Origin of the sequence: Mesorhizobium sp. LNHC221B00, assembly GCF_000502935.1 — a bacterium.
Classification (GTDB): domain Bacteria; phylum Pseudomonadota; class Alphaproteobacteria; order Rhizobiales; family Rhizobiaceae; genus Mesorhizobium; species Mesorhizobium opportunistum.
Window position 1 is genome coordinate 1 of the sequence record NZ_AYWR01000031.1, and the last position, 24,774, is coordinate 24,774.

General features: G+C 62.8%; 21 protein-coding genes and 1 pseudogene. 13 read left to right on the forward strand and 9 right to left on the reverse strand.

Annotated features, from left to right (window positions below; translation table 11 throughout):
* Positions 1-257: 257 nt before the first annotated feature.
* Complete coding sequence (locus X741_RS140100; RefSeq protein ID WP_031250578.1) at positions 258-1,679, reverse strand: MFS transporter; 1,422 nt, start codon at positions 1,677-1,679, stop codon at positions 258-260.
* A 270-nt stretch (positions 1,680-1,949) separates the two neighbouring features.
* Between X741_RS140100 and X741_RS140095 the strand changes: the two genes are divergently transcribed.
* The 5 genes and pseudogenes from X741_RS140095 to X741_RS140080 all read left to right on the forward strand — a co-directional run bounded on the left by X741_RS140095 (position 1,950) and on the right by X741_RS140080 (position 5,320).
* Entirely contained in the window at positions 1,950-2,195 is a 246-nt protein-coding gene (locus tag X741_RS140095) for a type II toxin-antitoxin system prevent-host-death family antitoxin (RefSeq protein WP_013896039.1), read from the forward strand.
* Positions 2,192-2,646, forward strand: a pseudogene (locus tag X741_RS03730) (PIN domain-containing protein). Before X741_RS140095 ends, X741_RS03730 begins: the two are co-directional and overlap by 4 nt.
* Before the next feature lie 134 nt (positions 2,647-2,780).
* Positions 2,781-4,283 (forward strand): IMP dehydrogenase, encoded by a 1,503-nt coding sequence (gene guaB / locus X741_RS140090; RefSeq protein ID WP_013896037.1) that lies wholly within the window; start codon positions 2,781-2,783, stop codon positions 4,281-4,283.
* A gap of 22 nt (positions 4,284-4,305) precedes the next feature.
* Entirely contained in the window at positions 4,306-4,857 is a 552-nt protein-coding gene (locus X741_RS140085; RefSeq protein WP_023780295.1) for a hypothetical protein, read from the forward strand.
* Positions 4,858-4,900: 43 nt separating this feature from the next.
* Entirely contained in the window at positions 4,901-5,320 is a 420-nt protein-coding gene (locus X741_RS140080) for an MAPEG family protein (RefSeq protein ID WP_023780296.1), read from the forward strand.
* Between the two features lie 66 nt (positions 5,321-5,386).
* On the opposite strand, the gene rnd is transcribed toward X741_RS140080, so the two are convergent.
* The 3 genes from rnd to X741_RS140065 form a co-directional block, all read right to left on the reverse strand.
* Entirely contained in the window at positions 5,387-6,538 is a 1,152-nt protein-coding gene (rnd, locus tag X741_RS140075) for a ribonuclease D (protein ID WP_023780297.1), read from the reverse strand.
* A gap of 75 nt (positions 6,539-6,613) precedes the next feature.
* The gene (locus tag X741_RS140070; RefSeq protein WP_023780298.1) at positions 6,614-7,858 is read right to left on the reverse strand and encodes an MFS transporter; all 1,245 of its coding nucleotides are present in this window, start codon (positions 7,856-7,858) and stop codon (positions 6,614-6,616) included.
* A gap of 127 nt (positions 7,859-7,985) precedes the next feature.
* Positions 7,986-9,218 (reverse strand): MFS transporter, encoded by a 1,233-nt coding sequence (locus X741_RS140065; protein WP_023780299.1) that lies wholly within the window; start codon positions 9,216-9,218, stop codon positions 7,986-7,988.
* A 118-nt stretch (positions 9,219-9,336) separates the two neighbouring features.
* On the opposite strand from X741_RS140065, the gene X741_RS140060 reads away from it, so the two are divergent.
* The 4 genes from X741_RS140060 to X741_RS1000000169140 all read left to right on the forward strand — a co-directional run bounded on the left by X741_RS140060 (position 9,337) and on the right by X741_RS1000000169140 (position 13,175).
* On the forward strand, positions 9,337-10,095 hold the full coding sequence (locus X741_RS140060) for a DeoR/GlpR family DNA-binding transcription regulator (RefSeq protein ID WP_023780300.1): 759 nt from the start codon (positions 9,337-9,339) through the stop codon (positions 10,093-10,095).
* Between the two features lie 202 nt (positions 10,096-10,297).
* Positions 10,298-12,094: an aspartate--tRNA ligase gene (gene aspS, locus X741_RS140055; protein WP_023780301.1), complete on the forward strand. Its 1,797-nt coding sequence runs from the start codon at positions 10,298-10,300 to the stop codon at positions 12,092-12,094.
* A gap of 81 nt (positions 12,095-12,175) precedes the next feature.
* Positions 12,176-12,358, forward strand: coding sequence for a hypothetical protein (locus tag X741_RS140050; RefSeq protein WP_023780302.1), 183 nt, complete (start codon positions 12,176-12,178; stop codon positions 12,356-12,358).
* Positions 12,348-13,175, forward strand: coding sequence for a Fic family protein (locus X741_RS1000000169140; protein ID WP_084018905.1), 828 nt, complete (start codon positions 12,348-12,350; stop codon positions 13,173-13,175). The genes X741_RS140050 and X741_RS1000000169140 overlap by 11 nt, the downstream gene beginning before the upstream one ends.
* 45 nt (positions 13,176-13,220) lie before the next feature.
* On the opposite strand, the gene X741_RS140045 is transcribed toward X741_RS1000000169140, so the two are convergent.
* Positions 13,221-14,411, reverse strand: coding sequence for a hypothetical protein (locus tag X741_RS140045; RefSeq protein WP_023780304.1), 1,191 nt, complete (start codon positions 14,409-14,411; stop codon positions 13,221-13,223).
* A gap of 338 nt (positions 14,412-14,749) precedes the next feature.
* Between X741_RS140045 and parC the strand changes: the two genes are divergently transcribed.
* Positions 14,750-17,002, forward strand: a complete 2,253-nt coding sequence (gene parC / locus X741_RS140040; RefSeq protein WP_023780305.1) for a DNA topoisomerase IV subunit A — start codon at positions 14,750-14,752, stop codon at positions 17,000-17,002.
* A 362-nt stretch (positions 17,003-17,364) separates the two neighbouring features.
* Entirely contained in the window at positions 17,365-18,579 is a 1,215-nt protein-coding gene (locus X741_RS140035; RefSeq protein ID WP_023780306.1) for an AI-2E family transporter, read from the forward strand.
* Positions 18,580-18,614: 35 nt separating this feature from the next.
* Here X741_RS140035 and X741_RS140030 read toward each other — a convergent pair whose 3' ends face one another.
* The 3 genes from X741_RS140030 to X741_RS140020 form a co-directional block, all read right to left on the reverse strand.
* Positions 18,615-19,511, reverse strand: coding sequence for a DMT family transporter (locus X741_RS140030; RefSeq protein ID WP_023780307.1), 897 nt, complete (start codon positions 19,509-19,511; stop codon positions 18,615-18,617).
* Positions 19,512-19,639: 128 nt separating this feature from the next.
* A complete protein-coding gene (locus X741_RS140025; protein WP_023769376.1) occupies positions 19,640-20,404 on the reverse strand; it encodes an arginyltransferase in 765 nt (254 codons plus the stop codon).
* A 138-nt stretch (positions 20,405-20,542) separates the two neighbouring features.
* Positions 20,543-21,013, reverse strand: a complete 471-nt coding sequence (locus X741_RS140020) for an RDD family protein (RefSeq protein WP_023780308.1) — start codon at positions 21,011-21,013, stop codon at positions 20,543-20,545.
* A gap of 210 nt (positions 21,014-21,223) precedes the next feature.
* Between X741_RS140020 and sthA the strand changes: the two genes are divergently transcribed.
* Entirely contained in the window at positions 21,224-22,612 is a 1,389-nt protein-coding gene (sthA, locus tag X741_RS140015; RefSeq protein ID WP_023769378.1) for a Si-specific NAD(P)(+) transhydrogenase, read from the forward strand.
* Between the two features lie 79 nt (positions 22,613-22,691).
* Here the strand turns inward: sthA and X741_RS140010 are convergent, their stop codons facing one another.
* Entirely contained in the window at positions 22,692-23,372 is a 681-nt protein-coding gene (locus X741_RS140010; RefSeq protein ID WP_023780309.1) for an alpha/beta hydrolase, read from the reverse strand.
* Positions 23,373-23,574: 202 nt separating this feature from the next.
* Here X741_RS140010 and X741_RS140005 point away from each other — a divergent pair, with 202 nt between their 5' ends.
* Positions 23,575-24,768 carry an OpgC family protein gene (locus X741_RS140005; protein ID WP_031250581.1) on the forward strand — a complete coding sequence of 398 codons (1,194 nt, stop codon included), beginning with the start codon at positions 23,575-23,577 and terminating at the stop codon, positions 24,766-24,768.
* The last annotated feature ends 6 nt before the right edge of the window (positions 24,769-24,774 follow it).

Genomic DNA, 24,774 nt, shown 5'->3' on the forward strand with positions numbered 1-24,774 from the left:
TCAACGCCATCGTAGACGGCTTCGTTCTCGCCTCACAAACATGAGCCCGAAGCAAATGTGTGCCCACGCTAGCCCCTTGCGGGAGAAGGTGGCCTCGCGAAGCGAGGTCGGATGAGGGGTGGTCCAGCTTGGCGATATGCTTGCAAAGCCACGACTGCGCCTCTCACCAACGCTTCACTCCGCTGGAACACCCCTCATCCGTCTCGGCGCTATCGCGCCGATCCACCTTCTCCCGCAAGGGGAGAAGGCAGAGGGAGCTACTCCCCCGGCGATCTCACCGGTTCCAGCGTCTTGGGCGTGGTCAGCCGGCCATGGCCGGAGACGGCGTTGCCGGCATCGGGCGCCAGCCGCATGAACGACAGCGACGCGGCCGCCGAAATTGCCGCGACGATGAAAAAGGCGAGGTGGAAATCGGCCAGCATCAGCGATCCGCCATGGATGCTCGTCGACACTTCCAGGATGCCGCCGGCAACCGCCACGCCGAGCGCGATCGACAATTGCTGGAAGACGGCGGCGATCGGTGTCGCCTTGCTGGTATCCTCGGCCGAAACCTCCGCATAGGCGAGGGCGTTGACGCCGGTGAAGAACATCGAGCGGATGAAGCCGCCGACCAACAGCATGGCCAGCATCAGCAGATAGGGCGTGTCGGGGGTGAACAGGCCGTTGATGGCGATCGACGCCGCCGCCACCAGCGAGCCGACGATCAGCACGCGGCGGAAGCCGGCAACGCGAAAGATCAGCGCGGTGACGAATTTCATACCGATGGCGCCGATCGCCGAGACGAAGGTGATCATGCCGGACTGGAACGGCGTCAGCCCGAAGCCGATCTGGAACATTAGCGGCAGCAGGAAAGGCACGGCCCCGATGCCGATGCGGAACAATCCGCCGCCAAGCACGGAGGAGCGGAATACCTGGTTGCGGAACAGGTCGAGCGCCAGCAAGGGATTTTTCGCGCGGCGGGCATGCATCAGGTAGAGCGCGCCCGACAACAGCCCGACGGCCACGGTGATCAAGCCGGTCGCCGGCGGCAGATAGGGCAGGCTGACCACCGAGAGGCCGAACACGACGCCGGATGCCGCCAACCCGCTCAGCACGAAGCCGACAAAATCGAGCGGCGGCGTCTCCATCGATTCGGTTTCCGGCAGGAAGCGGGTGGCAAGCCAGATGCCGGCCAAGCCGATCGGCACGTTGATCAGGAAGATCCAGTGCCAGGTGAAGTAGGTGGTGATGAAGCCGCCGACCGGCGGGCCGACGAGCGGACCGACCAATGCGGGAACGGTCAGCCACGACATGGCGGCGACGAGATCGCTCTTGGGCGTGGCGCGCACCAGCACCAGGCGCCCGACAGGCGTCATCATGGCGCCGCCAATGCCTTGCAGGAACCGCGAGACCACGAAGGCCGGCAGCGAACCGGAGAGAGCGCAGGCGATCGAGCCGGCGATGAACACCGCTATCGCGGCGCGAAAGATAGTCTTTGCGCCGAAGCGGTCGGCCATCCAGCCGCTGATCGGAATGAAGATCGCCAGCGACACCAGATAGGCCGTCAGCGCCAGCTTGAGTGCGATCGGACTGGTGTGGATGTCGATGGCGATCGCCGGCAGCGATGTCGCGATCACGGTCGAATCCATGTTTTCCATGAAAAGAGCGACCGCCAGTATGAGCGGAATGGTGCGGTTCACGAGCGTGGCCGTTTCAGATTTTTTCTTTCCGGCCCACTTCTTGTCTAGAAAGGGGGCAAGCCGATACAAGGGGCGGTTATCACGGCTGGACACCGATGTCGTGTTAATTTGCTGTCACTTTTGTGCGACCGGGCCGAGACGGCGACGGCTCTCCTGGCATGCCGCGAGACTGGCGGCCGCGTTCCAGGGCGGTGGGCGGCAACGAGGAAGCTTGCGGAAGACGGTGCGCCTCATTATTGTAGTGATAATAACTACTATATAGGCCGTATCATGGAAGAAGCCGTTTCGGCAGCCGATGCCAACCGCAAGTTCTCGCTCATCCTGCGCGGTGTTCGCGAAGGACAAAGCTACGTCGTGACCAGTCACGGACGCCCCGTGGCGCGGATCGTGCCCGCGGATCAACAAGAGGGGGTGGTCTCCCGCTCGCGCGCAGCGCTGCTGTCGCGCCTCGAACGCCAGCCTGCGACCGATGTCGGGCGCTGGACCCGCGATGAGCTTTACGAGGACGAGCGGTGAAGGTCGCGCTCGACACCAATATCCTTGCCTATGCGAAGGGGTCAACGGTGTAGAGAAGCGCGACACCGTTCTCGAGTTGATGCGCAAGGTCCCGCAAGAGGCCGCCATTATTCCCGTTCAGGTCCTTGGTGAATTGTACAATGTTCTCGTCCGCAAGTCCGCAAGACCGCCTGTCGAGGCCCGGGATGCCCTTCTGAGCTGGCGCGATGCGTTTGCGGTTGCCGCGACAACGCAGGACGTGATGATGATGGCGGCTGATCTGGCGACGGACCATCGCTTCAGCATCTGGGATGCGGTCATTCTCTCCGCCGCCTCGCAAGCCGGTTGCCGGCTGCTGCTTTCGGAAGATCTGCAGGACGGCTTCACATGGGGAGGGGTAACTGTCGTCAATCCTTTCGCATCGCCGCGCCATGCCTTGCTGAATGCTCTCGTGGGAGAGTCCGCCGAATAGACGCGCCGGGCGCAACGATCGGCTTTTCATCGGCGCCACGACGTGTTACCAGCCAGCGCCAATCCTGAAAGGGAATAACGAGTCGGCGCTGTCCATTCCGGTCCAGCGCCTTTCATGCATTCTAAGGACTGGCCATGGCAAAAATCATCGAAACGTCCACCGGCGCACTGGCGCTGACCTTTGACGACGTGCTTCTGCAGCCGGGTCATTCCGAAGTCATGCCTGGCGAAACCGATGTCCGCACCCGCATTGCCGGCGACATCGACCTCAACGTGCCGATCCTGTCGGCCGCCATGGACACCGTCACCGAGGCGCGTCTCGCCATCGCCATGGCCCAGGCCGGCGGCATTGGCGTCATCCATCGCAATTTCTCTCCGGCCGAGCAGGCCGAGCAGGTGCGGCAGGTGAAGAAATTCGAATCCGGCATGGTGGTCAACCCGGTCACCATCGGGCCCGATGCTACCCTTGCCGATGCGCTGTCGCTGATGCGCACCTATTCGATCTCGGGCATTCCGGTGGTCGAGAATGGCGGCACCGGCGGTCACAAGACGGGGCGGCTGGTCGGCATACTGACCAACCGCGACGTGCGCTTTGCCTCCGATCCGGCGCAGAAGGTCTACGAGTTGATGACCCGTGAGAACCTGATCACGGTCAAGGAGAATGTCGATCAGGACGAGGCCAAGCGGCTTCTGCACCAGCACCGGATCGAAAAGCTCGTCGTCGTCGACAAGTCGGGCAATTGCGTCGGGTTGATCACCGTCAAGGACATCGAGAAGTCGCAGCTCAACCCGCATGCCACCAAGGATGCGCAGGGGCGCCTGCGCGCCGCCGCCGCCACCAGCGTCGGCGACGATGGCTTCGAGCGCGCCGAACGCCTCATCGAGGCCGGCGTCGACCTCCTGGTGATCGACACCGCGCATGGCCACTCGCAGCGCGTGCTGGACGCCGTCACGCGGGCGAAGAAGCTCTCCAACTCGGTGCGCATCCTGGCCGGCAACGTCGCCACCGCGGAAGGCACGCAGGCGCTGATCGATGCCGGCGCCGACGCTGTCAAGGTCGGCATCGGCCCGGGCTCGATCTGCACCACCCGTATCGTGGCCGGCGTCGGCGTGCCGCAGCTCTCGGCCATCATGTCGGCGGTCGAGACGGCGCATAAATCGGGCGTTTCGGTGATCGCCGATGGCGGCATCAAATATTCGGGCGATCTCGCCAAGGCGCTCGCCGCCGGCGCCAGTGCCGCCATGATCGGCTCGCTGCTGGCCGGGACGGACGAGAGCCCGGGCGAGGTCTATCTGCACCAGGGCCGTTCCTTCAAGGCCTATCGCGGCATGGGTTCGGTCGGCGCCATGGCGCGCGGATCGGCCGATCGTTACTTCCAGGCCGAGGTGCGCGACACGCTGAAACTGGTGCCGGAAGGCATCGAAGGGCAGGTTCCCTATAAAGGACCTGTGTCTGGCGTGTTGCACCAGCTTGCAGGCGGGCTGAAAGCCGCTATGGGTTATGTAGGCGGCCGCGACCTTGCCGATTTCCGCGACCGCGCCACCTTTGTGCGCATATCCAACGCCGGACTTCGTGAAAGCCACGCCCATGACGTCACGATTACCCGCGAAAGCCCGAACTATCCCGGAGGAGTCTGACTCTTCCGGAACCTGGCGCAGCTTGACGGTGGCGGTCCTGCGGCTGTCGCGTCATGCCGCGGCACTCTGTTTCCTGTCGGGCGCGGTTTTTATCGCCATGACGGGGCTGGAATTCTTCTATTTCCGTCAGTTGAGCGGCGGTTTGCCGTCGCTCGACATGCGCTTTTTCGGCTTCACGCCCGACGAAGGCATGGCCTGGCTGACGGCGCTCGGCCGGCGCGGCGGCGAGATCATTCTCGTCTGGCACTATCTGACCTTCGATCTGCTGTTTCCGGCGCTGCTGTCGCTGACCCTGATCAGCCTGATCCTGGCCATCGGCCGACGCCTGAAGAATTTCCGCGTGCTGCCGCCGCAGGTGCAATCGATCTTCGCGCTGGTCCTGGTGATGCCCTATATGCTTGCCGACTATGCCCAGAACATCGCCGTGGCGCGTCTCCTGTCCGATTTCCTGTCGGCAAATCCGGATTCGCTGTCTTTCGCTTCGGCTCTCATCGTCACCAAATTCGCGCTTCTCGCCATCCCGGTGATCGTCATTGCCGCTTTCTGGCTGGCGAGCCAGAAACATCAGGCTTGATGCCGGACCGAAGAGCGCGCATTTACCGGGCAGGGGGCATGTCATGAATCAGACGGCGATCTTCTGGCCTGTCATGGCGCATGTGCTGCTGATCTACATCGTCTACTGTGTCCTCGGCCGCCGCAGATATGGCGCGGTCAAGTCGGGAGAGGCCAAGGTCGGTCAATACAAGATGCGCTCGACCGAGCCGGCGTCCAGCGCCACGGTCGCCGCCAATCTCAGCAACCAGTTCGAACTGCCGGTGCTGTTCTACGTGCTGTGCCTGACGCTGCATGCCACCAACGGCGTCAACTATCTGACGCTGGCGCTGATGTGGATCTTCGTCGCCTCGCGCTATGTCCACGCCTGGGTTCACCTGACCAGCAACAACCTGCTGCTGCGCAACCGCTCTTTCGTTATAGGTGCCGTGGTTGTCCTGCTGGGCTGGATCTGGTTCGCACTGCACTTGCTTGGGGTGGTTTGAACAGTCTGATCCTCCCCCCTTGTGGCGGAGGTCGCTCCGCAAAGCGGGGCGGGGGGTACGCTATTCCTACAAATCGAAGACCGCGATCTTGCGCTTGTCGAACTTGATGCCGATCTCGCCGCGCACGAGCTTCAGCGCGGCCTCGCCGAACACGGCGCGCCGCCAACCTTGCAGGGCCGGCACGTCGGCTTCCTCACCTTCGGCCGCGATGCGGTCGAGATCGTCGCTGGAGGCCAGCACTTTCGAGGCCACGCCCTGCTGTTCGGCGATGATCCTGAGCAGCACTTTCAACAGCTCCGCCGCAGCGCTCGAGCCCTCGGGTGGCTGGAAACTCTTCGGCAGCTTCGGCATCTGCTCCTTGGGCAAGGCCAGCGCCGTGTTGACGGCGCCGAGCAGCGCCGTCGCTGTCGAGGACCGCTCCCAGCCCTTCGGCGTCGTGCGCAGCTTGGCAAGGGCCGCAGCATCGCGCGGCGCCTGCTGCGCCACCTCGTAGATCGCGTCGTCCTTGAGCACCCGGCCGCGCGGCACGTCGCGCTCGCGCGCCTCGCGCTCGCGCCATGCCGCCACGGCCTGCACGATCGCCAGTTCCTGCGGCTTGCGCAGCCGCATCTTCAGCCGCTTCCATGCGTCCTCGGGATGTGGATCGTAGGTCTCGCGCGAGGTCAGCACGTCCATTTCCTCGTTCAGCCAGTGGGCGCGGTTTTCCCGCGCCAGTTCGGCGTTGAGGTGCTGATAGACCTCGATCAGATGGGTGACGTCGGCCAGCGCGTAATCGAGCTGCTTGTCGGAAAGCGGCCGGTGGCGCCAGTCGGTGAAACGCGACGACTTGTCAAGCCGCGCACCGGTGATGCGCTGCACCAGCTGATCATAGGAAACGCTGTCGCCGAAGCCGCAGACCATCGCCGCGACCTGTGTATCGAAGACGGGATGCGGAACCAGGTCGCCGAGATGGACGATGATTTCGATGTCCTGCCTAGCGGCGTGGAAGACCTTGACCACCGCCTCGTTGGCCATCAGCTTGAAGAACGGCCTCAGGTCGATGTCCGATGACAAGGGATCGATCAGCGCCGTCACGCCGGGCGCGGCCATCTGGATCAGGCACAGGATTGGCCAGAAGGTCGTCTCGCGAATGAATTCGGTGTCTACGGTGACGAAATCCGACTTTTCGAAAGCGGCGAGAGCGGTCTCGAGTTCTTTCTGGGTGGTGATGACGTGCATCAAATCGCTTTTGGCAGGAGTAGGGTCTTCCTAGATTTCAGCCGGGAAGGCTTTCGTCAAGCCGTGGCACCCTCGTCACGGCCTTTCCGGACCGTCCGGATCGCCGTTTCTTCTGGCCAGCCGTGCGAAAACGGTGGAAGTGCGCAACAATGCGGTGAAACGGCTGCGCTTGCCCGCCGGCACGCCGGACCGGGCCTGCATGCGGTAGAGGATGACGGCGATGAAGATCGCGTAGACCATGGCGCTGAACACGAACAGCGCGCTCGGCCCGAAATACTGCATCGCGGTCGAGGCGGCGAAAGGGCCGCCGATGGCGCCGAAGGAGTAGAACAGCATCAGCGCCGCATTGATCAGCACGAACTCGCCAGTGTCGGCGCGGTCGTTGGAATGCGCCGCCGACAGCGAATAGAGCGGCATGGCGAAACAGCCGAAGATGAAGATGATGACGAAGTTGAGCGCGGGGTTGCTGCCGGCGATGAACACCAGCGCCAGGGCCGAGAGCATCGCGCAGCAGGTGGTCATCAACAGCACCCGGCGTCGGTCCCAGCGGTCGGAGAGATAGCCCAGCGGATACTGGATGATGGCGCCGCCGAAGATGCCGACGCTGACGAAGGTGACGACGTCGGCGACCGACATGCCGATCTGCTCGGCATAAACAGGTGAGAGTGTCCGAAACGCGCTGTTGGTGACGCCGACGGCGATGCAGCCGAAGCAGCCCAGCGGTGAAATCCGCCAGACGCGCGCCAGGTCGAGCTTGACCTCCTCCGGTGGCGTCGGATTGGATCGGTCGCCGAGGGAAACCGGCACCAGCGACAACGTGATCATGATCGACATGATGGCGAAGATGGTGAAGCCGCCGGCGCCGAAGACCGGGATCAGGAACTGGGCGCCGGTCACCGAACCGGTATCGACCATCCGGTAGATCGCCAGTACGCGGGCGCGGTCGTGGTTGCTGACGCCGGAATTGAGCCAGCTTTCCACGATCGTGAACAGCCCGGCGAAGCAGAAGCCGCCGGCAAAGCGCACCGCGCACCACATCACCGGATCGAGGACCAGCACCAGCAGCAAGGTGCCGACCGAGGCGATCGCCGCCAGCGCCGAAAACGCCCTGATATGGCCGACCGCCTTCATGATGCGGGTGATGGCCAGGCAGCCGAGCAGGAATCCGGCGAAATAGAAGGTGCCCATCAGGCCGATATCGGAGGCGGAAAACCCTTCCTGCGCACCGCGCAGCGCAATCAGCGTGCTCTGCAGCCCATTGCCGCCGAGCAGGATGCCTGCGGCGAGAAGAAGCGGGATCAAGGGGCGGATGGAAGACATGCAAAAGGACGATCACGTATCGGTGATCCCTTCTTGAACCATTGCCCTGGTCAATGCCAGCGGCAATTCCAGGTCGCCGACAGGGCGCGTGCTCCTCAGGTCGCCGTCGGCCGTGCCGGAGAGCCGTTCATGCCTCGCCCGTCCGCACCGGTATTTTCCGCCGCGCCAGGTCAGGTGCTTCGTTTGATGGCGTAGCGGCCTTCTCCGAAGGCGCCCGTCGGCCAAGCGCGCCGGCGGTCAGCAGGCTGAGCGCAATGAACGGAATGCCGATGCCGAAGGCGGAGCGGATGCCCCAATGGTCCGAGACGAAGCCGAGCAGCGGCGGCCCGAGCAGGAAGGCGACGAAGGAGATCTGCGACAGCGCCGCGACGTTGATTGCCGCCGGCCGATCTGTCCGCTGCGCGGCCGCCGAGATCGCCAGCGGGAAGAGGGCGCTGGTGCCGATGCCCAGAAGAGCAAAACCGAGCATGGACAACAGCGGGGCAGGCGACAGGAAGACGATGAAGACGCCGGCCGCCATGCAGGCCAGCAGCACCCGCGCCACGCCGCTCGGCGAGTGACGATCGACGAAGCTGTCGGCGAAGAAGCGCGTGGTCGCCTGCGAAAACGCAAACAGCGCCACGGTGAAACCGGCAACGAAAGGGCCGGCTTCGAACACCGTACGCATATAGATCGCCGACCAGTCGATGCTGGCGCCCTCCATCAGCATCGCCGAAAGCGTCACCGCCACCAGGACGAGGATCGGCAGCGTTGGCCGCGCGAAGGTGGGCGCCTTGTCGCCGGTGCTGGCGAAACGGGCCGGTGCCGGCTGGTAGCCGCCGAGAAACAGCGCCATGGATATCGCGACCATGGGGACGACAATAGCCAGGTGCAGTTGTGCCGACACACCGAGATGCCCAAGTGCTGCACCAAATAGGCCGGCGCCGAAGAAGCCCATGCTCCAGAACGAATGCGCCCTGTTCATGATCCGGCGTTTCAGCAGGAATTCCGTCCTGTCGGCTTCGACATTGAGCATGATCTCGACGCTGCCGATCATCAGGCCGACCGGGAAGAGCATCAGGAACAGCGCCAGCGGACCCGGCGCATGTACGGCGATGGCATAGGCAAGCGCCACCAGCGGGATCAAGGCAAGCAGGGCGCGGCGGAAGCCGACGCGCTCGAGCAGCGGCGTCGCAAGCGTCAGCGCCGTCAAGGTGCCGATCGGCGTTCCGATCAGGCTGAGGCCGAGCGTGCCGTCCTCGATACCCATGGCGTGCTTGATGTCGGGCAGCCGCGGAAAGATGTTGCCCATGGCAAAGGAATAGATCGCAAACCCGGCATAGACCCGGTGTTGAGGGGAGAGGCTGAGGCCAAGGGTCATCGCTATGCCTTCAAGGAAAGAGGAGCTGCGGCTGGTCTGCTCGACTGCCCGATGCACCGACTTCTTGCATAATCATGCAGAACATGCAAGAACGCGCATAAAAATATAGGAATGTGCAATGCTGACCGATGAACGGCACCAACTCATTCGCGACCGGCTTGCGTCGGAGGGCCGGGTATTGGCTGGCGAACTGGCGACCCGCTTCGGTGTATCGGAGGATACGGTCCGGCGCGACCTGAGGGAACTGGCGAAGGCCGGGCAATGCCGCCGCGTCTATGGCGGCGCGGTCGCGCCCGCACCTTTCGCCGCGGCGTCGATCAGCCTGCGCGGCAGCCATGCCGTCGAGGAGAAGATGCGGCTGGCGCGCGCGGCGGTGGCTCTGCTCTCCAGCGGGCAGAGCCTGTTCATCGATGGCGGAACCACCAATGCCGCGATCGCCAAGGCCATTCCGCGTGACCTCGAGCTCACCATAGCCACCAATTCGCTCGGCGTCGCCTCGGCCCTGTCCGATCACGTTCTGGTCGAATTGATCGTGCTGGGCGGAAGGTTCGACCGCGAACTCGGCACCTGCGTCGGAGGCGACACGCTGGCCGCCGTCGCGCAGCTTGGCGCCGATCTGTTTTTCCTCGGCTCCTGCGGTCTCGATGCCACAAGAGGCGTGACCGCTTTCGATTCGGCGGAAGCCGAGGTGAAGCGGGCCATGGCCAGGAACAGCGGCGGCATCGTCATCGCCGCCACCAATGACAAACTGGCCACCGCATCGGCCTATCGCGTCACCGGCCCCGAAGCGATCCGCCATCTGGTCGTCGACAAGACCGCGCCGGCCAGTATCCTTGCGGAATTCGAACGTCAGGGCGTTGAAATCCACTTGGCTTGAAACCGTCGCCCGCGCATCCGCCAACGGGGTGTCCTGATTTCGAGTTTCGCCCGGGCTTCGACCCGGGCTTCGACAAGGGATGTCGAAACAGGCAGCTGCGCTCGCTTGCCTTGACAAATCCGGCCTCCCATGCGCTTTTCGCGCAAATTTTGAGGCCGGGCTTGATGCTTCGGCCTGCAACCCAGCACCCCGGACTTTACCAATGACCATGCACCGTTACCGCAGCCACACCTGTGCCCAGTTGAGAAAGAGCGACGTCGGCTCTTCCGTTCGCCTGTCGGGCTGGGTGCATCGTGTGCGCGACCATGGCGGCCTGCTGTTCATCGATCTGCGCGACCATTACGGCCTTACCCAGATCGTCGCCGATCCGGATTCGCCGGCCTTCAAGGTCGCCGAGACCGTGCGTGGCGAATGGGTGATCCGTGTCGACGGCGAGGTCAAGGCGCGCTTGCCAGAAACCACGAACGCCAACCTGCCGACCGGCGAGATCGAGATTTTCGCCCGCGAGATCGAGGTGTTGTCGGCGGCCAAGGAACTACCGCTGCCGGTGTTCGGCGAGCCGGACTATCCCGAGGACATCAGGCTGAAGTATCGCTTCCTCGACCTGCGCCGCGACACGCTGCACAAGAACATCGTGGCGCGGACGAAAATCATCGCCGAGATGCGCAAGCGCATGACCGATGTCGGCTTCACCGAATTCTCGACGCCGATCCTGACCGCGTCCTCGCCGGAAGGCGCGCGCGACTTCCTGGTGCCGTCGCGCATCCATCCCGGCACTTTCTACGCCTTGCCGCAGGCGCCGCAGCAGTACAAGCAGCTGATCATGGTGTCGGGTTTCGACCGCTATTTCCAGATCGCGCCCTGCTTCCGCGACGAGGATCCGCGCGCCGACCGTCTGCCCGGTGAATTCTACCAGCTCGACCTCGAAATGAGCTTCGTCGAGCAGGACGACGTGCTGTCGACCATGGAGCCGGTGATGCGCGGGGTCTTCGAGACCTTTGCCAACGGCAAGCCGGTGACGCAGAAATTCCAGCGCATCCCCTATGATGTCGCCATGCGCAAATATGGCTCCGACAAGCCCGACCTGCGCAACCCGATCGAGATGCAGGCCGTCTCCGACAATTTTCGCGATTCGGGCTTCAAGGTGTTCGCCAACATCCTGGCCAACGACCCGAAGGCCGAGGTCTGGGGCATTCCGGCCAAGACCGGCGGCAGCCGCGCCTTCTGCGACCGCATGAACTCCTGGGCGCAAGGCGAGGGCCAGCCGGGGCTGGGCTACATCTTCTGGCGCAAGGAGGGCGACAAGCTCGAAGGCGCCGGTCCGCTCGCCAAGAACATCGGCGAGGAACGCACCGAGGCGATCCGCCTACAGCTCGGCCTCGCCGATGGCGATGCCGCCTTCTTCGTCGCCGGTGATCCGAAGAAATTCGTCTCCTTCGCCGGTGCCGCACGCACCCGCTCCGGCGAGGAACTGAACCTTGTCGACCGCGAGCGCTTCGAACTGTGCTGGATCGTCGACTTCCCGTTCTTCGAATGGAACGAGGAGGAGAAGAAGATCGACTTCGCCCACAATCCGTTCTCGATGCCGCAGGGCGGCATCGATGCGCTGAACGGCGAGGACCTGCTCGGCATCAAGGCGTTCCAGTACGACATGGTCTGCAACGGTTTCGAGATCGCCTCAGGAGGTATCCGCAACCATCTGCCCGAAACCATGGTCAAGGCGTTCGAGACGGTCGGGCTCGACCGTGCCACGGTCGAGGAGCGCTTTGGCGGCCTCTACCGCGCCTTCCAGTACGGCGCGCCGCCTCATGGCGGCATGGCTGCCGGCGTTGACCGCGTCGTCATGCTGCTGGTCGGAGCGAAGAACCTGCGCGAGATCACCATGTTCCCGATGAACCAGCAGGCCTACGACCTGCTGATGAACGCGCCTTCGGAAGCGAGCCCGCAGCAGCTTCGCGAGCTGGCGCTGCGCGTCGCACCGACCAAGAAAGATGCCTGAAAATTTTCCTAATTAACCGAAATTTTACGGCTATGAATGCCTTAATGTTGCGTTAATATCCGGATTCGCAGGGAGACTACAATGACGCGTAACCTACAGGAACTTATCGAAAAATCCCGCGCGGTCAAAATGTCAGAGACGGAGCAAGAGGCGCAGCGCCGCAGTTTTGCCTACGGATCAGCTAAAATAGAAAACAACGATATAACTCGCGATATTATCGATGAAGCGGCTGTCCGATTGAGCAAAGCGCCGAATGACGAATGACAGATCGAGCGAAGCTGACGATCCTTTGCTCGTCACAGACGCTCAAGAGATTGCGAGGATAGAAGCTGAAAATACGCTCCGTCAATTCGACGGGGCGATGTCTGAGTTGCGCAAATGGATTGGGAATCCTCGGTATAAGCTTCGGCCATCTACGATCTTACGCCTAAACAGAATTGCACTCGAAAGGCTAAGCAAATATGCAGGCGTTTTCAGGCCGGGAGATATCAAAATAACAGGAAGTGGGCATTTGCCCATTTCATCCGATCAAGTGCCTGATTTAGTAGAAGAATTCTGCGATTATATAGAAAAAAATTGGGACGGGAAATCTGCTATTCACCTGTCTGCTTATGCTCTCTGGCGATTGAACTGGATTCACCCGTTTGTTGACGGGAATGGCCGGACGGCCCGGATTGTCTCTTATCTGATACTATGTGCGAGGCTAGGGTATCGCCTTCCTGGTACCAAAACAATTCCGGAACAAATTGCAGCAAATAAGCAACCATACTATCTGGCGCTTGAAGCAGCAGACGCGGCGCAAGTCCGCGGCACGGTTGACGTTTCAGAGTTGGAAGCCATGATGGATGCGCATCTTGCAGCACAGCTGGTGGATGTGCACAACCACGCCGCAGGCGCCTTCGAAAAGGAACGTGCAGCCATCGCTCAATATCCACAATCAGATATTGAGGTTATCAAGCCTTCAAACAGTGTAGCTAAAATTGTGAGTGACGGAGTCGGGCACGTAGAGAGACATCCAGTTGTCTACGGCTTTTTCGGTCTTCTGATAGTCACCGTTTTGGGCGCTCTATTGACGCATTAGCCCGGCATCGCTGCCGGGCTTTTCCATGTCTTGAGCTAACTTCGATCAGTCTTCGTTCGCCTTGACGCTGACGCCCAGCGTCTTCGGCAGGTCGAGCGGGTTGGACATGGCGCCCGCCATGATCAGCGCGAACGGCACCGATGCCGGCGGCTCGGCCGAGATTTCGAGGCTCTTCGGGTCGTCGAGATACTTGCCGACGGCTGCCGTCACCTGCGCCGTCAGTTCCGGATTGTTGAGCTGCGCCATGCCGAACGGCACGATTGCCTTGGCCTGGTTGGCGATGTCCTTGGCCGACATGCCCTGCTGCTTGCCGACATAATCCAGCACCTTGTTGGTCAGCGAATCGTCGTCGAAGCGGATCGAGGCGCTGTTGAACGAAAGCTGCTGCAAAAGACCGAGCATGGCCATGCCCTGCGCGGAATTGTCGGCGCCTTCGGGCTGCGCGGCCATCTTTTTCTGCATCTCCTGCAGCGACTTGACGAAATCCATCGTGTAGCCACCGAGGTCGAAGGTCATGCCGAGCGTTCCGGCATTCTCGACGGAAATGTCATATTTCGACAGTTCGATCTTGCCATCCGAGGGCTGCCAGGTGCCGGCCATTTCGAGGTTGCCCGAGATATTCTGATAACCGAGAGCGTTGATGACTTCCTTCGACTTGGGATCGTCGACCAGCGTCAGGTCCGCATTGAACTTTTCCGTGGTGCCGGTGAATTCCATCGCCTTGCCGTCGGCCGGCGGCGTGATCTCTATGGCAAGGCCGTCCATCGAGAAGGCGGTCTTGTCGGCGACCTTGACGGTCATGTTTTCGAGTTCGGCGGATTTGTACATCATCAGCGAGCCCAGCGGGCCGGTGGAGCCATCGGCCGGAACCGTCATGTCGTGGATCACGAAGGGGCTGAGATTGAGGGTGACGCCATCCTTGCTGTGTTCGAAGGCCGACGTCGACACGGTGGCGATGTCATAGCCGCCATTGGCTTCGGTGACGCCCTCGAGCTTGACGTCGCCGATCGGCAGGGCTTCCTTTTCCGCAGCCGGTTTGATCGCGACGCCCTGCAGCACCATGCTGGTGTTGTCGCCGGTCACGCCGGTCCAGGAGATGTCGACTCCCTGCGCGGAAAGCGCCGCCTTCAGCCGGTCGGCGACGGCGGCGTCCTGTGCCAGGGCCGCATTCAGTGGCAGCGTGAGCAAGAAGGTCGAAAGAGCGAATTTCCGGAGAATTGAGCGGTTGATTGTCATCACAAGGTCCCTGAGAGTGTTCTGAAATTGTTTTTCAATTCTTTGCGCCATCACCATTCCGTGACGAACTGGACGGGAAAAAGGCGTATCCCCGGCACATTGGTCAAAAATCGCGGCGAAAGGCAAACCCGATCCGAACGTCATTGTCTAAAGCGGTGAATTTGGCATGAAGAGCGGGTCACGCAGCGCCGTCGCGCTTGGCAATAGATGCGGCGTGTAACAGATTGATGTTGGCCGGCAAGCCGGACCTTTCGGCTTCATGTTGCACAAAGGACGCAAGTTGATTGGCCCGGCACGCGCCACTTGCCGCGAATCACCCGCTCGGCTAGTTCCAGCCCATGGGAAAAAGGCTTTTGCCGCCTGACAATGGCGGTGGCGATCATATCGAACCGGTCGACCTGAAGAAGGCGCTGGAAGAGCGCTATCTCGCCTATGCGCTGTCGACCATCATGCATCGGGCGCTGCCCGACGTGCGCGACGGACTGAAACCGGTCCATCGCCGCATCATGCATGCCATGCGCCTGCTGCGGCTCAACCCCGACCAGGGCTTCGCCAAATGCGCCCGCATCGTCGGCGAGGTGATGGGCAAGTTCCACCCGCATGGCGACCAGTCGATCTATGACGCGCTGGTGCGGCTGGCGCAGGATTTTTCGATGCGCTATCCGCTGGTCGACGGGCAGGGCAATTTCGGCAACATCGACGGCGATAACGCCGCCGCCATGCGCTACACCGAAGCGCGCATGACCGACGTCGCGACCGAGCTGCTTGCCGGCATCACCGAGGACGCGGTCGACTACCGGCCGACCTACAATGAAGAGGACGAGGAGCCGGTCGTGCTGCCCGGCGCTTTCCCGAACCTCCTGGCCAATGGCTCGTCGGGCATTGCCGTCGGCATGGCGACGTCGATCCCCCCGCACAACGCAGCCGAACTTTGCGACGCCGCACTTCACCTGATCGAGCACCGGGACGCGCCGGTGGCGAAGCTGATGGATTTCGTCCAGGGTCCGGATTTCCCGACCGGCGGCATCATCGTCGACAGCCGCGCCTCCATCCTCGAAGCCTACGAGACCGGCCGCGGCGGCTTTCGTGTTCGGTCGAAGTGGAGCCAGGAAGACCAGGGCAGGGGCACCTGGAGCATCGTCGTCACCGAAATCCCTTATGGCGTGCAGAAGGCGCGGCTGATCGAGAAGATCGCCGAGTTGCTGATGGCCCGCAAACTGCCGCTGCTCGAAGACATCAGGGACGAAAGTGCCGAAGACATCCGCGTCGTGGTGGTGCCCAAGAGCCGATCGGTCGATCCCGGCATCCTGATGGAATCGCTGTTCAAACTGACCGAGCTCGAAAGCAGATTCCCGCTCAACATGAACGTCCTGTCGCGCGGCAAGGTGCCCAACGTGCTGTCGCTCAAGGGCGTGCTGCAGGAATGGCTCGACCATCGCCGCGACGTGCTCGTCCGCCGCTCGAAACATCGCCTGGGCGAGATCGAAAGACGGCTGGAGATCCTCGCCGGCTATCTGATCGCCTATCTCAACATCGACGAGGTGATCAAGATCATCCGCGAGGAGGATGAGCCCAAGCAGGTGATGATGGCCCGCTGGTCGCTCACCGACACCCAGGCCGAAGCCATCCTCAACATGCGCCTGCGCGCCCTGCGCAAGCTGGAAGAGTTCGAGATCCGCAAGGAATTCGACGGCCTCACCACCGAGAAGAAGCAGATCGAGGCGTTGCTTGCGTCCGACGCCAAGCAATGGTCGACGATCAAGTGGGAAGTCACCAGCATCCGCGAGAAGTTCGGCCCGGAGACCGAGCTCGGCAAGCGCCGCACCCAGTTCGCCGACGCGCCCGAGCACGACCTGACCGACATCGCCCATGCCATGATCGAACGCGAGCCGGTCACCGTGGTGGTTTCGGAAAAGGGCTGGCTGCGGGCGATGAAGGGCCATCTGGCCGATCTGTCGACGCTGACCTTCAAGGAGGGCGACAGCCTCAAGCTCGCCTTCCACGCCCAGACCACCGACAAGGTGCTGGTGTTCACCACCGGCGGCAAGTTCTACACCATCGGCGCCGACCGGTTGCCGGGGGGGCGCGGCCATGGCGAACCGATCCGCATCATCGTCGACATGGACAATGACCAGGACATCGTCACCGCCTTCGTCCACGATCCCAAGCGCAAGCTGTTGCTGGCCTCCCATGACGCCAACGGCTTCATCGTGCCGGAGGAGGAAGTCGTCGCCAACACCCGCAAGGGCAAGCAGGTGATGAACGTCAAGGCGCCGGACGAAGCCAAGCGCTGCGTCCCGCTCACCGGCGATCATCTCGCCATCGTCGGCGAGAACCGCAAGATGCTGGTGTTCGCGCTTTCAGACATCCCGGAAATGGGTCGCGGCAAAGGCGTGCGGCTGCAGAAATACAAGGATGGCGGCCTGCTCGACCTCAAGCCGTTCACGCTGGAGACCGGTCTGTCCTGGCAGGATTCGGCCGACCGCACGTTTACCCGGTCGCGCGAGGAACTGGCCGAATGGATCGGCGCCCGCGCGTCGGCCGGCCGGATGGTGCCGAAGGGATTCCCGAGGACGGGGAAGTTTGGGTAGCGGCTGATCTCCCCCCTCGAGGGGGAGATGTCGCCGAAGGCGACAGAGGGGGTCGGTTCGACCGGACGCAACCTCCTGCTTTTAACAGAANCCAAGACAGCGGCGCGGGCGGCAAGCGCACTAATCTCCCCCCTCGAGGGGGAGATGTCGCCGAAGGCGACAGAGGGGGTCGGTTCGACCGGACGCAACCTCCTGCTTTTAACAGAAGAGGCTAGCGCCTTACGGGCGGCGACCCCCTCTGGCCTGCCGGCCATCTCCCCCTCGAGGGGGGAGATCGCTCACTCCCCCAACTCATTTGGAGTATCGTCACGATTGCTGCACTATATCCGTGCATAACGGGGTGTTTGGGAGAGACGGGCGTTTTGAAGGAAGCAAAAATCCAGAAACCGGAACGGCAGCAGCGCCTGTTCGGCCTGTCGACGCCCCTGCGGTCCGCGGTCATTCCGCCGCTGTCGGCGGCGCGCTGGCTGTTGGTGCTGATCGTCGCCGCCGGCGTCTATTTCTTCCACGGCTTCCTGTTCCCGGTGCTGGCGGCGCTCGTCATCGCCTTCGCCAGCTGGCCGCTCTACCGTCGCCTGCTGGCCAGCGTCGGCGGCAACCGCACCATTGCCGCCACCTTTGCCATCCTGTTCATCCTGGCCTTCCTGGTCATACCGATCGCGCTTGCCGGCACCTACGCCATCAACGAGGTGCGCGAGTGGGTCGGCTGGGCGATCGAGACCAATCGGTACGGTGCCACCACACCGCATTGGATTGCCATGCTGCCTGTCATCGGTGAGTGGCTGAACGAGCAATGGACGGACAATTTTGGCCATCCCGGCGGCATCGGCGAGCTGATCCAGTTGATCAGCGGCGCCAATATCGGCAGCATCTATCGCGGCGTGCTCGCCGCCGGCGGCAGTGCTTTCGGGCTGTTGCTGACGCTGCTGTTCATGATGATCGCGCTGTTCTTCGCCTATCGCGACGGCGAACACTTTGCCGGCCAGGTCGACCGGCTCGGCGAACGCATCCTGCCGACCCGCTGGGAGCGGATCTCGCGCGTCGTGCCGGCGACGATCTCCTCGACCGTGACCGGCATGACCGTTATCGCCATCGGCGAGGGGCTGGTGCTGGGCATTGCCTACTGGCTGGCCGGGGTGCCATCGCCGGTGACGCTCGGCGCCCTGACCGGCGTCATGGCGCTGATACCCGGCGGCGCACCGCTGTCCTTCACGCTGGTCTCGATCTACCTCGCTGCCAGCGGTTCGCCGATGGCCGGCCTGGCGCTGTTCCTGTGGGGGGCGGTCGAGCTGTTCATCGTCGACAAGACATTGCGCCCGAAGCTCGTCGGCGGCCCGATAAAGCTGCCCTTCCTGCCGACCTTTTTCGGCCTCATCGGCGGCGTCAAGACCATGGGTTTCCTCGGCCTGTTCATCGGCCCGGTGCTGATGGCGCTGCTGGTGGCGATCTGGCGCGAATGGCTGCGCGAGGTGGAACTGGGCGACGAGACGGCCGCCGATTCGGCGGCCGAAATCGAGGCCGGTCCGCAAATCGAGGTCCTGCCGGAATCCAATGCGGCGAAGAAAGCCAGCGCCTGATAAGGACCGGCTTTGCGCCGTAAGCCGAATTGTCGCTAGACCGGGTGATGCACCGCGAAATCGACCCGGCGCTTGCGCCCGTCATGCAGCTGCCAGAGCGAGTGTGCGACCAGCGTGACGATCAGGATCGCTCCGCCGATCAGGCTGTTGCGGGTCGGTGCCTCGGCAAAGATCATCCACACCCAGACCGGCGCCAGCACGGTTTCGAGCAGGTAGAACATCGCCACTTCCGGTCCTGAAATGTATTTCGGCCCGGCGGCGAGGCAGAAGAACGAGATCGGCATGATGACGGCGCCGTTGAAGACGATCCACCATGGCGCGTTCACATGAAAGCCTTCGCCTGACACCATGAAGGCCGCCAGCCCAAGCGGCAGAAGGACGCCGACGAGCGAGGTGAAGCCCATGTCCTTGCCGCTGGCGCGCGAGATGGTGATGGCCACCGCGATGAAGAAGGCCGAGCACAGCGCCATGAAATCGCCGAACAGCTTGCCGGTGCCGACCGAGCCGCCGACGATGACCAGCACGCCGAGGATCATGATCGCCATCGCCGCGATGGTCACCAGCAACGGCCTTTCCCGCAGGAATATCCACGACAGCAAGCCCGCGAACACGGTGTTGAAGGCCAGGATGAACACCAGGTCGGCGGTCGAGGTGTGATAGACGGCGGTGACGAAGGTGATCCCCGTCAGCCCGTAGCATATCGCCACGATCAGGCCGGACCAGCCGGGGATGAGCGGCGGGGCGTTTCGGCTTAGTGCCCGCCAGACCGACCAAATGACCATGGCCGCGACGAAAGTCGTGCCGGTGCGCAGCAGCATGATCGTCCATGCGCCTCCGTCGGCGAGGCGGATCAACGGTATGTCGACAGTGAGCGTGAGCCCGCCGATGGCGGTTATCAAGAGACCCTTTTGGTGATCGTAATGAGAGGACATGCAGGAACTTTCGCAATGAAATGCAGGCTGGCGGCCAGCCGGTGCAATGGCGCACTCTCTCCAGCCAACCGGCTGAAAGACCAGCATCCCCTGCCTTGAAACAGTTTAAGGGTGGGCCGTGGAAAAACTCAGCGTGAAACCGCTTCGTTGATGTAGCGTTCCCAGCCCTTGGGGCCGAGATGCTCCTGCGGCATGAAGCGCATCTTATAATTCATCTTGCGCGAGCCATTGACCCAGTAGCCGAGGTAGACATGGGGCAGGCCCATCGCCCTGGCGCGGGCGATGTGGTCGAGGATCATGAACGTGCCGAGCGAACGCTCCTCGAAATCGGGATTGAAGTAGGAATAGACCATCGACAGGCCGTCGGCCATCTTGTCGGTAAGCGCCACGGCGATGAGTTCGCCCTGGCCCTTGCCGGTGATGAAGGTATCGGGGCCGCGGCGCCGGTACTCGATCACCTTGGTGTCGACATGGGTATCCTCGACCATCATGGCGTAGTCGAGCACCGTCATGTCGGACATGCCGCCGCGGCGATGGCGGGCATCGAGATAGCTGCGGAACAGCGAATATTGTTCGGTCGAGGGCTCGGCATTGTGCATGGCGCCGACGAGGTCGGAATTATGCTGCAGCACGCGCTTCATGTTGCGGCTGGCGGTGAATTCCTGGGCGAGGATGCGCACGGACACACAGGCGCGGCAGGTCTCGCAGGCCGGTCTGTAGGCGATGTTCTGCGAGCGCCGGAAGCCGCCTTGCGTCAGGAGATCGTTCATCTCCGACGCCTTGTCGCCGACCAGATGCGTGAACACCTTGCGCTCGAACTGACCGTCGAGGTAAGGGCACGGCGACGGCGCGGTCAGGAAGAACTGCGGCGACTGGGTCGGGTGCTGCGTCATCGAGCCTTGGAAACACTCCTTCGAGTCGCTCTACCTTTGGCGCGGAAAGCGAAAAATTCAACAGGATTGTGAAGGTGCGGACGAACAGACGCCTTCACATTTGCGCCGATATGGCGGTAGCGCTTCCAGAAAATGCCGTCAACGGCCGGTGCGGCTGACCACGGTGCCGAGCAAAAGGTCATGCAGCGTGCGCTTGCGGTCGGCAAACAGGGTCACCAGCAGGACGAGCGGCGACAGGATGACGTTGCCGGCCCAGAACAGCACGGAATGGACGACCGCGGTGAGCCCGTCGATCGGCCGACCGTCGAGCCGGTCGAGACGGATGCCCATCATCTTCATGCCCGTGGTTGCCTGGTCGGTGCTGCCCAGCGTGTTCCAGATGTAGAGGATGGCAACGGCCGGCACGAGGACGCCAAACAGCACCCAGCCAAGGCCGAGGGTCAAGAGCCCCAGGAAGAACACCAGTATGGCGAACGGAATGCTGAGCAGCGCGACGATGATATAGTCGAGCACGAAGGCCAGGATGCGCCTTGTGCGCACGCCTTCATAGGCCCTGACATCGTCGAGCCTGGTGTTGATGATTTCGCCGTCGAGAACGCGCGCGTTCATGTCATTTCCTCGTAACAGGGCCCGACATAGGGTGCGGGCCGCTCGACAATGAAATGGTGAAGGCCCGTGCCGGAATCAAGATCGGGCTTCATTGCGGGCGCAAGGACGGAACGGCGTCTGGCGCAAGCTGAACCGGTTGAATTTGCCGCGCGAATGGCATTAGCTTGCTGCGGCGCACCAAAGCGCCGAGGGGCAGGGGAACGGGGCACTATGGACTATGACATGCTGGTCATCGGCAGCGGCCCTTCCGGCCGCCGCGCCGCGGTGCAGTCCGCCAAGCTCGGCAAATCGGTGCTGGTGGTCGATAGGGGCCGGCGTCTTGGCGGCGTCTCGGTGCACACAGGCACCATCCCTTCCAAGACGCTGCGCGAAACGGTGCTCAACCTCTCGGGCTGGCGCGAACGCGGCTTTTATGGACGCGGCTACCGGGTCAAGCAGGATATTTCGGTCGGCGACCTGGTCGAGCGGCTGCACAAGACGCTCGACCATGAGGTCGAGGTGCTGCAGCACCAGTTCATGCGCAACACGGTCAAGAGCGCACGTGCCGCGGTAAAATTTCTCGGTCCAAACAAAGTCAGCCTGACGACCGACAATGGCGACTACAGTGAAGTCGGTTTCGCCAATGCGCTGATCGCGGTCGGCACCAGGCCGCACCGGCCGCGCGACGTGCCCTTCGACAAGACCCGCGTCTTCGACAGCGACGAGATGCTGGAACTCGACCGCCTGCCGCGCACGCTGACGGTGATCGGCGCCGGCGTCATCGGTGTCGAATACGCCACGATCTTTTCCGCTCTCGACGTGCCGGTGACGCTGGTCGAGCCGCGCAACTCCCTCCTCGATTTCGTCGACCGCGAAATCGTCGACGATTTCATCCATCAGATGCGTGATCGCGGCATGACGATAAGGCTGGGCAGCGCGGTGAAGGAAATCCGCTCCAAGCCCGAAGCCGCCGAGGTGGAACTGGCCGATGGCCGCACCATTCGCTCCGAGGTCGTGCTCTACGCCGCCGGCCGCACCGGCAATGTCGGCAGCCTGGGGCTGGATGTGGTCGGCATCGATGCCGATACCCGAGGCCGCATCAAGGTCGACCCGCAGACCTTCCAGACCAGCGTGCCGAACATCTACGCCGCCGGCGACGTCATCGGCTTTCCGAGTCTCGCCTCCACTTCGATGGAGCAGGGCAGGGTCGCCGCCTGCCATGCCTTCGGCGTGGCATTGCCGCCGCCGCCGGAAACATTCCCCTATGGCATCTACGCGGTGCCGGAAATCTCGACCGTCGGCCAGTCGGAGGAACAGGTGCGCGAGAGTGGCGCCGCTTACGAGGTTGGCGTGGCGCGCTTCCGCGAGACGTCACGCGGTCACATCATGGGCGTCAACACCGGCTTCCTGAAACTGTTGTTCTCGATCGAAACGCGTCGCCTGCTCGGCGCGCACATCGTCGGCGAGGGCGCTACCGAACTCATCCACATCGGCCAGGCGGTGATCAATCTCGGCGGCACGGTCGACTTCTTCGTCAACAACACCTTCAATTACCCGACGCTTGCCGAGGCCTACAAGATCGCGGGCCTTGATGCCTGGAACAGGATGGGGCGGGGGTAGGCGCTGCCTCTCCACGCGGATTCCGCAGGCCCGCACGGCCGAGCGCAGATCGACACTCTGACCGTTCGGGACAGAAGCCTCAGCTTCGCTGTATCGCCGCCGGTCCCACCAGCCATTGCCTGACGATCGCCGCGTCCGGATCGCCGATTTCATGGCCCGATGGAATGATCCGGGCGTCGATCTCGCTGCCGTGGCGGCTGAGCAGCATCACCAGCGCCGGCGCGAAGGGCCCATAGGTCTCGTCGGCTGCTCCGGCGATGATCAGCGCTCGTGTTCCGATGAGGGTTGCGGCCGGCGCCTGGTCGAGTACAGGCATTTCGAGCACGGGCATTGGCCTCAGCAGCGCCGCTCCGCGCACGATGCCCGGATGCAGCAGCATCAGGCTTGAAACGAGATTGGCGCCGTTCGAATAGCCGAGGAATGTTGCCCGGGCGAGATCAAGCCCATGGCGCTTGGCCGCTTCGCCGGCGAACGCCGCGAAGGCGGCGGTTTCTGCAAGGATGCTTTCCTGTTCGAATCGCGTCGGGGTAATCCGCTCGAACCAGCGAAAACCGTCCTCATGGGGGATCCGGCCACGCGCCGCGATCAGCACGGCGTCGGGCGCGATCTGTCTCGCCAGCGGCACCAGGGTCGTCTCGTCGACACCGGAACCATGGAGCAGGAACAGGCATTCACGGCGGCTCCCGCCGGCACCCAGAAGCCGGTAGGGAAAGGCCAGATCCATGAGCAGCGGGCCATTTTCGACGCTGTCGCCCATCATTCCGCATCCTCTTGATTATATGAGGTTTCGCTGAATTTGCCGGCTTCAAAACGCAATATTTTCATGCTCCGCGAAAGTTGATTGAACCGGGCGCATTCCAGCCCGTTTCTGCGCCGATACACTCCCCTGGGAGGAATCGAAGCGGTGCGCCCCGGGGGTCGCATTGCTGGACATGAACAACCAGCTTTGAGGCCTTTTGTCGATGACCACCCCCATTTCGCCGGCCCCCATTTCGCCGGAACGCGATACGCGTATCGATGTGCTGCGCGCGCTCGCCTTGCTCACCATCTTCGTCGACCATGTGCCGGGCACGCCTTTCGAGGTCCTGACCTACAAGAATTTCGGTTTCTCGGACGCGGCCGAAGCGTTCGTGCTGATTTCCGGCATCTCGGTCGCGCTCGCCTACGGCACGAAATTCCGGCCGGGCGGCCGGCTTCTCGCAACCTTGAAGATGTGGCGGCGGGCGGGTGTGCTCTACGTCACCCACATCGTGACGACCATGGCGGTGATGGCCCTGTTCTGCGCCGTGGCGGTGTTTGCCAGGCGGCCGGACCTGCTGAAGCTGATCAACATCGAGCCGCTGATGAAGAACCCACCGGAAGTGTTAGTCGGCATCGTCACGCTCGGCCATCAGCTTGGCTACAACAACATCCTGCCTGTCTATGCCGTGCTGCTTTTGATGGCGCCGGCCTTCGTGCTGTTCGTCAGCTACAGGCCCGTCGCCACACTTGTCGTGTCCGGTGCGCTGTGGCTCGTCGCCGGCATCTGGCAGATCGCCCCGCCCAACTATCCCGAGCCTGGCTTCTGGTTCCTGAACCCGCTGTCCTGGCAGTTCCTGTTCAACATCGGCCTGGCCGCCATGCTGCATGTCAGGCGTGGCGGTGTCATCCCGGTCAATCGCTGGCTGGTCGGCGCCGCCGCGACCTATGTGCTGACGGCGCTGGTCTGGGTGCACAGTCCGCTGTGGGGGCAGATAACCTGGTTCAAGCTGCCGGTGGTGATCGGCGGCTTCGACAAGACCTTCCTGTCGTTGCCGCGGCTGTTGCACATCCTGGCGGTCAGCTATCTTATCGTCGCCCTGCCGGCGCTCTCCAGTCTGTTCCGGACCAGCCCCGACCATCCGCTGGCGATACTGGGCAAGCGCTCGCTTCCGGTCTTCGTCGCCGGCACGCTGATTGCCATGCTCGCCCAGGTGATGAGGCTGATCAATCCGGGCGGGCTCGTCTATGACAGCCTGCTGCTATCGGCCGGCATCGCCATGCAGTTCGCGCTCGCCTTCTATCTCGAATGGCTGTCGACCATCGCAGGCTCGGGCAAAGCCCGTGCGAAGCAAAAGGATGTCACGCCGGTCCGCGCGCCGTTCGGCATCTCCGCCGTGGCAAGAGCCAATCGCTGAGCTTGG